At 38.9% G+C, this 8491-nt stretch carries 3 protein-coding genes; 1 reads left to right on the top strand and 2 read right to left on the bottom strand.

Features of this window, described 5'->3' with window-relative positions:
- Window positions 1–394 precede the first annotated feature (394 nt).
- Complete coding sequence (locus ACTQ54_RS11730) at window positions 395–1096, top strand: prepilin peptidase (RefSeq protein ID WP_441757102.1); 702 nt, start codon at window positions 395–397, stop codon at window positions 1094–1096.
- Window positions 1097–1138: 42 nt separating this feature from the next.
- Here ACTQ54_RS11730 and rpoC read toward each other — a convergent pair whose 3' ends face one another.
- Window positions 1139–4765, bottom strand: a complete 3627-nt coding sequence (gene rpoC / locus ACTQ54_RS11725; protein WP_441757100.1) for a DNA-directed RNA polymerase subunit beta' — start codon at window positions 4763–4765, stop codon at window positions 1139–1141.
- A 68-nt stretch (window positions 4766–4833) separates the two neighbouring features.
- On the bottom strand, window positions 4834–8436 hold the full coding sequence (rpoB, locus tag ACTQ54_RS11720) for a DNA-directed RNA polymerase subunit beta (RefSeq protein ID WP_441757099.1): 3603 nt from the start codon (window positions 8434–8436) through the stop codon (window positions 4834–4836).
- Window positions 8437–8491: the final 55 nt, after the last annotated feature.

Here is an 8491-nt window from a genome sequence, read left to right as displayed (position 1 = left end):
TTTATTCGGTTGTGTTCGTTATAAAACGAACCCTCACAAAATTTGGTGTTTGTCTTTGTTCAGTTTTCAATGAGCTTTGTTGTCCAAGTGACAACTTCTATATATTACTATAAGTTCAAATCTTTGTCAACAACTTTTTAAATTTATTTTGAAAAAGTTTTGAATTGTTCGCTTCCCTTGTTCAGGGACTTTTATTATAACATCATTTAAATTTAAATGCAACAGCTTTTTTCAAATGATTGTTACGTTTGTTTCGTTCATGTGTCCTTCATTTGAACACAAGAAGTATAATAGCATGCCATTCCATTGAAAGTCAACCATGAAAATGAAGTTTTTTAAAATAAATTAGTGGAATTCGACTTTTTTTGTGTATATATAAGTAGGAGGTTTATTTATGTTCATCTTTTATCTATTCATATTCTATACCGGCGCTTGTCTCGCATCTTTCCTACTATGGTTAGCCAACCATTGGAATCAAGAATCTATCCCTATAAAACAGCGCTCGCGCTGTGATCATTGCCAACAACCTTTGAAATGGTATCAACTATTTCCTATTTTCTCAATTTTATTTTTCCGTTTCCGTTGTCCGTCGTGTTCTAACCGTATTTCGTCATTTTATTTAATCTCAGAGTTATTTATTGGATTGATTGTGTTGATTGCCGTCTATCAGTTCTTAGAATCTAACCTTCTATTAACATCCTATCACTTATTAATACTTTTACGGCTAGCTATACTCATTTTAATGAGCCTTATAGATATCCTTGGTAGATGGGTTCCAGACGTATTACAAGCAGGGATATTTATTTGTTCGATCGGTGTTGTTCAATGGTCTTTTTATGTGTTGATACTCTTATTTCTCCTGCTGCTTCTTTATCATTTTGGCGCTAAGTATATCGGTGGCGCAGATATTAAGTTAATTTTTTTGTTGAGTATCAGTATATCCATTCAACAGCTTCCACTTTTACTTTTCATTAGTTCAATGTCTGCTTTGATTTTTTTCTTTCTATATAATTTGCTAGCAAAAAACAAAATGATTCAAATCCCTTTTGTTCCTTTTTTAAGCTTAGCTTATTTTTATATTATCCTCTTCAACTAAAAAACCGAGCCATCTATAATTAGATAGCCCGGTTCGTTTAACTTATTTCAATTGTTGTTTTTTGTCTTCAAGGATGACTTCGTCTGGATGTGGTGGGTTTTCGATATTCGTTTCAATTTGACGGTAGCGTTTCATTCCGGTACCTGCTGGAATTAACTTACCAATTGTAACGTTCTCTTTCAATCCTAATAACACATCACGCTTACCGCGAATCGCAGCGTCCGTTAAGACACGTGTTGTTTCTTGGAATGACGCAGCTGAAATAAATGAATTTGTTTCTAAAGCTGCTTTGGTAATTCCTAATAAGACTGGACGTGCTGTCGCTGGCGTTTCGCCACCTTTAATGGCAGATAAGTTCGCTTTTGTAAAGTCGGCAATATCCATGAGCGCACCTGGTAAAATGGTCGTTGAGCCTGGGTCCATAACGCGGACTTTTTGCAACATTTGACGAACCATTACCTCGATATGCTTGTCACCGATTTCTACCCCTTGGCTACGGTATACTGCTTGAACTTCTCTTAATAGATAGTTTTGAACCGTAATCACATCGGTTACTTGAAGTAATTCTTTTGGATCAATTGAACCTTCAGTTAAGGCCTGACCACGAACAACTTCATCACCAACAACGACTTGAAGGCGAGACTGGATTGGAATATTGTAGGTTCTAGTATCGACTGCACCTGAAACTGTAACATCTCTTGAGCGGTCAGATGCTTTTTCTTCAATGGATTCAATCACACCGGCAACTTCTGTAATGGTTGCTTGTCCTTTTGGATGACGAGCTTCAAAGATTTCTTGAATACGCGGCAACCCTTGAGTGATATCACTACCACCAGCAACCCCACCCGTATGGAATGTACGCATGGTCAGTTGTGTACCTGGTTCACCGATTGATTGCGCAGCGATTGTTCCTACTGCTTCACCTACTTCAACTTCTGTACCTGTTGCAAGGTTACGTCCATAACATACTTTACATACACCATGATCAGTATCACAGGTAAAGACTGAACGAATTGAAACTTCTTTAACACCTGCATTAACAATCTTGCTTGCTAAGTCTTCAGTAATAAAGTCTTTTGCTTTTGCTAGTACTTCGCCCGTTTCAGGATGTCTAACTTCTTTTTGAATATAGCGACCCGTTAGACGCTCTTCAAGCGATTCAATAATACTATTACCGTCAGCAATCTCAGATACAAATACCCCTTTATCTGTTCCACAATCATCTTCACGGACAATGACATCTTGTGCCACGTCAACGAGACGACGGGTTAAGTAACCAGAGTCAGCTGTTTTCAGCGCCGTATCGGTCATCCCTTTACGTGCCCCGTGAGTCGAGATAAACATTTCTTGTACGTTCAACCCTTCACGGAAGTTAGAGGTAATGGTCAACTCGATAATCTTACCGTTTGGAGCCGCCATGTTTCCACGCATACCCGCTAATTGAGTAAAGTTCGAGATGTTACCACGAGCACCTGAATCCGACATCATAAAGATTGGGTTTAGACGAGGTAATTTATTTTTAAGTTCTTCTTGGATCTTGTCTTTAGCTTGATCCCATGTCCGGATAACATTTTCATAACGTTCGTCTTCAGTAATTAAGCCACGACGGTATTGTTTTGTAATATTATCCACACGAGCATGTGCTTCTTCCAAGATTTCTTCTTTAGAGTCAAGGTTTAATACGTCTGCCACCCCAACGGTAATACCTGCACGAGTTGAATATTTATATCCAAGGTCTTTCATACGGTCCAACATCTTAGATGTTTCTGTAATATGGAATCGTTTGAAGACTTCCGCAATGATATTTCCTAAGTCTTTTTTCTTAAATGGTTTAACAAGTTCCATTTTAGCAATTTCTTCTGGAATATTTGCCCCTTTATCTAAGAAATATTTATCTGGGGTTTGAACGGTTAAGTTTTCTGTTGAAGGTTCATTTAAATAAGGGAACTCGATTGGCATAATTTCATTAAAGATCAATTTACCAATGGTAGTTACCATCATTTTATCTTGTTGCCACTCTGTAAATGGTTTACCTGCTAAGGCTTTTGTAGGAATAGCAATACGAGTGTGTAAATGAGCATAACCATTTTGGTAGGCAATTATTCCTTCTTCCACATTACTTAAAACAAGTCCTTCACCTGTTCTACCTTCTTCTTCAAGTGTTAAGTAATAGTTACCTAAGACCATATCTTGAGAAGGGGTAACAACTGGTTTACCATCTTTAGGGTTTAAGATATTTTGTGCCGCTAACATGAGTAGACGAGCTTCTGCTTGTGCTTCTTCAGATAAGGGAACGTGGACAGCCATTTGGTCCCCATCAAAATCGGCGTTATAAGCCTCACAAACTAATGGGTGAAGACGGATGGCACGACCATCTACTAAAGTTGGCTCGAACGCTTGAATACCTAAACGGTGAAGCGTAGGTGCTCGGTTAAGTAGAACTGGGTGCTCTTTAATAACTTCTTCAATAACTGGCCAAATCGCATCATCTTGAACTTCGATCATACGTTTAGCGTTCTTGATGTTTGTTGCAATTTCACGTTCTACAAGTTCTTTCATAACAAATGGCTTGAATAATTCAACGGCCATTTCTTTTGGAATACCACATTGATACATTTTTAAGTTTGGACCTACAACGATAACAGAACGACCTGAATAGTCTACACGTTTACCCAGTAAGTTTTGACGGAAACGACCTTGTTTCCCTTTTAACATATGCGATAAAGATTTCAATGGACGGTTACCTGGTCCAACAACAGCGCGTCCACGACGGCCATTATCAATTAAAGCATCCACCGCTTCTTGTAGCATACGTTTTTCGTTTTGAACAATAATATTTGGCGCACCCAAATCAAGTAGACGTTTCAAACGGTTATTACGGTTAATGACACGACGGTATAAGTCGTTTAAGTCACTTGTCGCAAAACGACCACCTTCCAATTGAACCATTGGACGTAAATCAGGTGGGATTACCGGAAGCGCATCTAAGATCATCCAGTCTGGTTGGTTTCCAGATTCTAAGAAAGCATCTAAAATATCTAGACGACGAATCGCACGGCTACGTTTTTGACCTGTAGCAGTCTTCAACAATTCTCTTAACTCAGCTACTTCGCCTTCCAAATCAACAGCTTGTAGCAATTCTTTAATGGCTTCAGCACCCATTTTAGCATTGAAACGATTGCCGTATTCACGTTTTTTCTCACGGTATTCAAATTCTGATAACAATGATTTTGGTTCTAGAGGTGTATCACCTGCATCAATAACAATATATGACGCAAAATAAATAACTTCTTCTAAAAGACGTGGGCTTAAGTCTAACAAAAGACCCATTCTACTTGGAATACCTTTAAAATACCAAACATGTGTTACAGGAGCTGCTAATTCAATGTGTCCCATTCTTTCACGACGCACTTTTGCACGCGTTACTTCAACACCACAACGATCACAAACACGACCTTTGTAGCGAACACGTTTTAATTTCCCACAACTACATTCCCAGTCTTTGGTTGGTCCAAAAATTCGTTCACAAAAGAGACCATCTTTTTCTGGTTTTAACGTTCGATAGTTAATCGTTTCTGGTTTTTTAACTTCCCCATACGACCAACTACGAATTTTTTCAGGAGACGCTAGTCCGATTTGCATCGCTTCGAATTTATTAACATCTATCAAGGGGTCGACCTCCTTTAAAATTTGCGGAACGCCACCTCCGCGGTTTAAGGCATTCAATCAATATCTCTTTAGTCTTCAGTTTTTGGGTCTGTTATATTTACTTGACCATCGGCTAATGTCGGTTCTGCTTGAGTTTCTTTTTCAGAAGAAAGTTTTTGCTCATCTTTGAATTTTTGAAGCGCATTGAAGTTGACTACATCATCTTCATCTTCATCATCTTGTAGTTCAATTTCTTCATTATTCGCATCAAGCACTTTAAGATCCAAACCTAAAGCTTGTAATTCTTTCACTAATACGCGGAATGATTCCGGTACACCTGGTTTTGGAATAGGTTGACCTTTAACGATGGCTTCATATGTTTTCACACGACCTACCACGTCATCGGATTTATACGTTAAGATTTCTTGTAAAGTATAAGCCGCTCCATATGCTTCAAGCGCCCAAACTTCCATTTCTCCAAAACGTTGTCCACCAAATTGCGCTTTACCACCTAATGGTTGTTGTGTAACTAATGAGTAAGGTCCAGTTGAACGAGCATGTAATTTATCATCAACCATGTGAGCCAATTTCAGCATATACATTACACCGACTGAAACTTTACGGTCAAATGGTTCACCGGTACGCCCATCATATAGGGTCGTTTTCGCATCAGCTTCCATACCTGCTTCGCGAACTGTATCCCATACATCTTCTTCACTAGCCCCATCAAAAACAGGAGTAGCAATATGGATACCCAATTCACGTGCAGCCATACCTAAGTGTAGTTCAAATACTTGACCAATGTTCATACGAGAAGGTACCCCTAACGGATTCAACATAATATCAATTGGTGTTCCATCAGGCATAAATGGCATGTCTTCTTCCGGCATAATAAGAGAAACAACCCCTTTATTACCGTGACGTCCGGCCATTTTATCCCCTTCATTAATTTTACGTTTTTGTACAATATATACACGAACTAATTTATTAACACCTGGAGCTAGTTCATCGCCGTCTTCGCGTGTAAAGATCTTCACATCGTGAACAATACCGCCACCACCGTGTGGGACACGTAGAGATGTATCACGAACTTCACGAGCTTTTTCACCGAAGATCGCATGTAATAGACGTTCTTCAGCTGACAATTCAGTCACACCTTTAGGTGTCACTTTACCAACTAAAATATCACCGTCTTTAACTTCAGAACCAATTAAAATAATTCCTTCGTGATCTAAGAATTTTAATGCGTCTTCTCCAACGTTAGGGATTTCACGTGTTATTTCTTCCGGTCCTAATTTTGTATCACGTGATTCAGATTCGTATTCTTCAATATGGATTGAAGTATATACATCATCTTTAACTAAACGCTCAGACATGATTATCGCATCTTCATAGTTATAACCATCCCAAGTCATGAAGGCTACTAGTGGGTTTTGACCTAGAGCCATTTCCCCATTTTCCATTGATGGACCATCGGCTAAAATTTCTTCCGCGTCTACTTGATCACCAACAGATACGATAGGACGTTGGTTATAACATGTACCTGAGTTTGAACGTGCAAATTTCGTTAAGCGATATTCGTCATTCGATCCATCCTCAAGTTTAACCACAATACGGTTAGCATCCACATAGATAACTTCTCCACCACGTTTTGCAATAAGAGCAGCACCTGAGTCGTGAGCAGCCTTATACTCAATACCTGTACCAATTAATGGTGACTTAGGATTCATTAAAGGCACTGCTTGACGTTGCATGTTGGCACCCATCAAGGCACGGTTAGAGTCATCGTTTTCCAAGAAAGGAATAGATGCTGTCGCAACCGCCACTACTTGCTTAGGTGACACGTCCATGTAATCAACTTTGTCCGTTGTTACCTCGATGTTCTCAGAAGTATAACGTGCCATAACAACATCAGACGCAAAGGTTGAATCATCATTAAGCACAGAGTTAGCTTGCGCTACAACATAAAAGTCTTCTTCATCAGCAGATAAATATTCAATTATATCTGTTACACGTCCGGTTGCTTTATCCACTTTTCTAAATGGCGTTTCAATAAAACCATAACGGTTAATTTTCGCATAAGTCGATAAGTTGTTAATTAAACCAATGTTTGGTCCCTCTGGCGTTTCAATCGGACACATACGTCCGTAATGGGTATAGTGAACGTCACGTACTTCATATCCCGCACGGTCACGCGTTAAACCACCAGGCCCTAAGGCTGATAAACGACGTTTATGAGACAACTCACCTAATGGGTTGGTTTGGTCCATAAATTGTGATAGTTGTGAAGAACCAAAGAATTCTTTAATCGCTGCCACAACAGGACGAATATTAATCAATTGTTGAGGTGTAATCGTTGAAACATCTTGTAATGACATACGTTCACGTACGACACGTTCCATACGGCTTAATCCTATACGGAATTGATTTTGTAATAACTCACCCACAGAACGGATACGACGGTTACCAAGGTGGTCGATATCATCTGTTTTACCAATACCTTCTTCTAAGTTTAAGTAATAGTTAATCGAAGCAATAATATCAGCTGGGGTTAAGTTTTTCGTTTTTTCAATATGCCCATTCCCAATAACATTGACAATACGCTCAGGATCTTTTGGTGAATAGACTTGAATTTGTTGTAATTCGATTGGCTCACCAACAACCCCTTCTGGAGAAGGATTTAGTGTGAAACCATTAATGTTAGCTTCAACATAAGGACGAATTTTTTCAATCGCTGCTGAGTCTAACTCCGTTCCCTCTGTTAAAATAACTTCACCTGTCTCAGGGTCAGCCAAAGTTTCAGCCAAGGTTAAACCTTCAATACGAGACAAGATATTTAATTTTTTATTGACTTTATAACGACCAACATTCGCTAAATCATAGCGGCGTGGGTCAAAGAAACGTGACACTAAAAGGTTACGAGAGCTTTCAGCGGTTTTAGGCTCACCTGGACGCAAACGTTCGTAAACATCCTTCAAAGCTTCTTCAACACGAGAGTCATTCGCATTTTTATGGATATCTTTATCAATGGTTAATTCTAATAAGTCAGACTCACCAAAGATTTCCATAATTTCTTCGTCAGATCCAAAACCTAAGGCTCTAACTAAAACAGTCATTGGAATTTTACGTGTACGGTCAATACGCACATAAGCAATACCTTTAGCATCTGTTTCAAACTCTAACCATGCACCACGGTTAGGAATAACGGTTGATGTAAAGCTGTGACGTCCTTTTTTATCTACTTTGTCATGGAAATAGACGCTTGGTGAACGTACTAATTGTGAAACAATAACACGTTCAGCCCCGTTAATAACAAAGGTACCCATTTCCGTCATAATTGGGAAATCACCAAAGAAGACCTCTTGTTCTTTCACTTCACCAGTTTCTTTGTTGATTAAACGTAAAGTCACATAAATTGGTTTCGAGTAATTCGCATCATGACTACGCGATTCATCCACCGTATACTTTGATTCTCTTAAAACATAATCCACAAAATGAAGCTCTAAATTCTCTGAGTGGTCAATAATTGGCGAAATATCGTCAAACATTTCCTGTAATCCTTCATCTAAAAACCACTGATAGGAATCTGTTTGAACTTCAATTAAGTTTGGCAAGTCAAGCACTTCTTTAATTCGTGCATAACTACGTCGCTCTGCTTTCTTACCATATTTAACGGTATGATGTTGACTCAAGCTCTTCACCCCTTAAAATATTTGAGTTTTTCGAATAAATATCCCCATTACACGC

This window comes from Fundicoccus sp. Sow4_H7 (genome assembly GCF_052115865.1).
GTDB lineage: Bacteria > Bacillota > Bacilli > Lactobacillales > Aerococcaceae > Fundicoccus_A.
The sequence above is the reverse complement of the archived record's forward strand: the minus strand, read 5'-3'. Positions and strand labels throughout refer to the sequence as shown.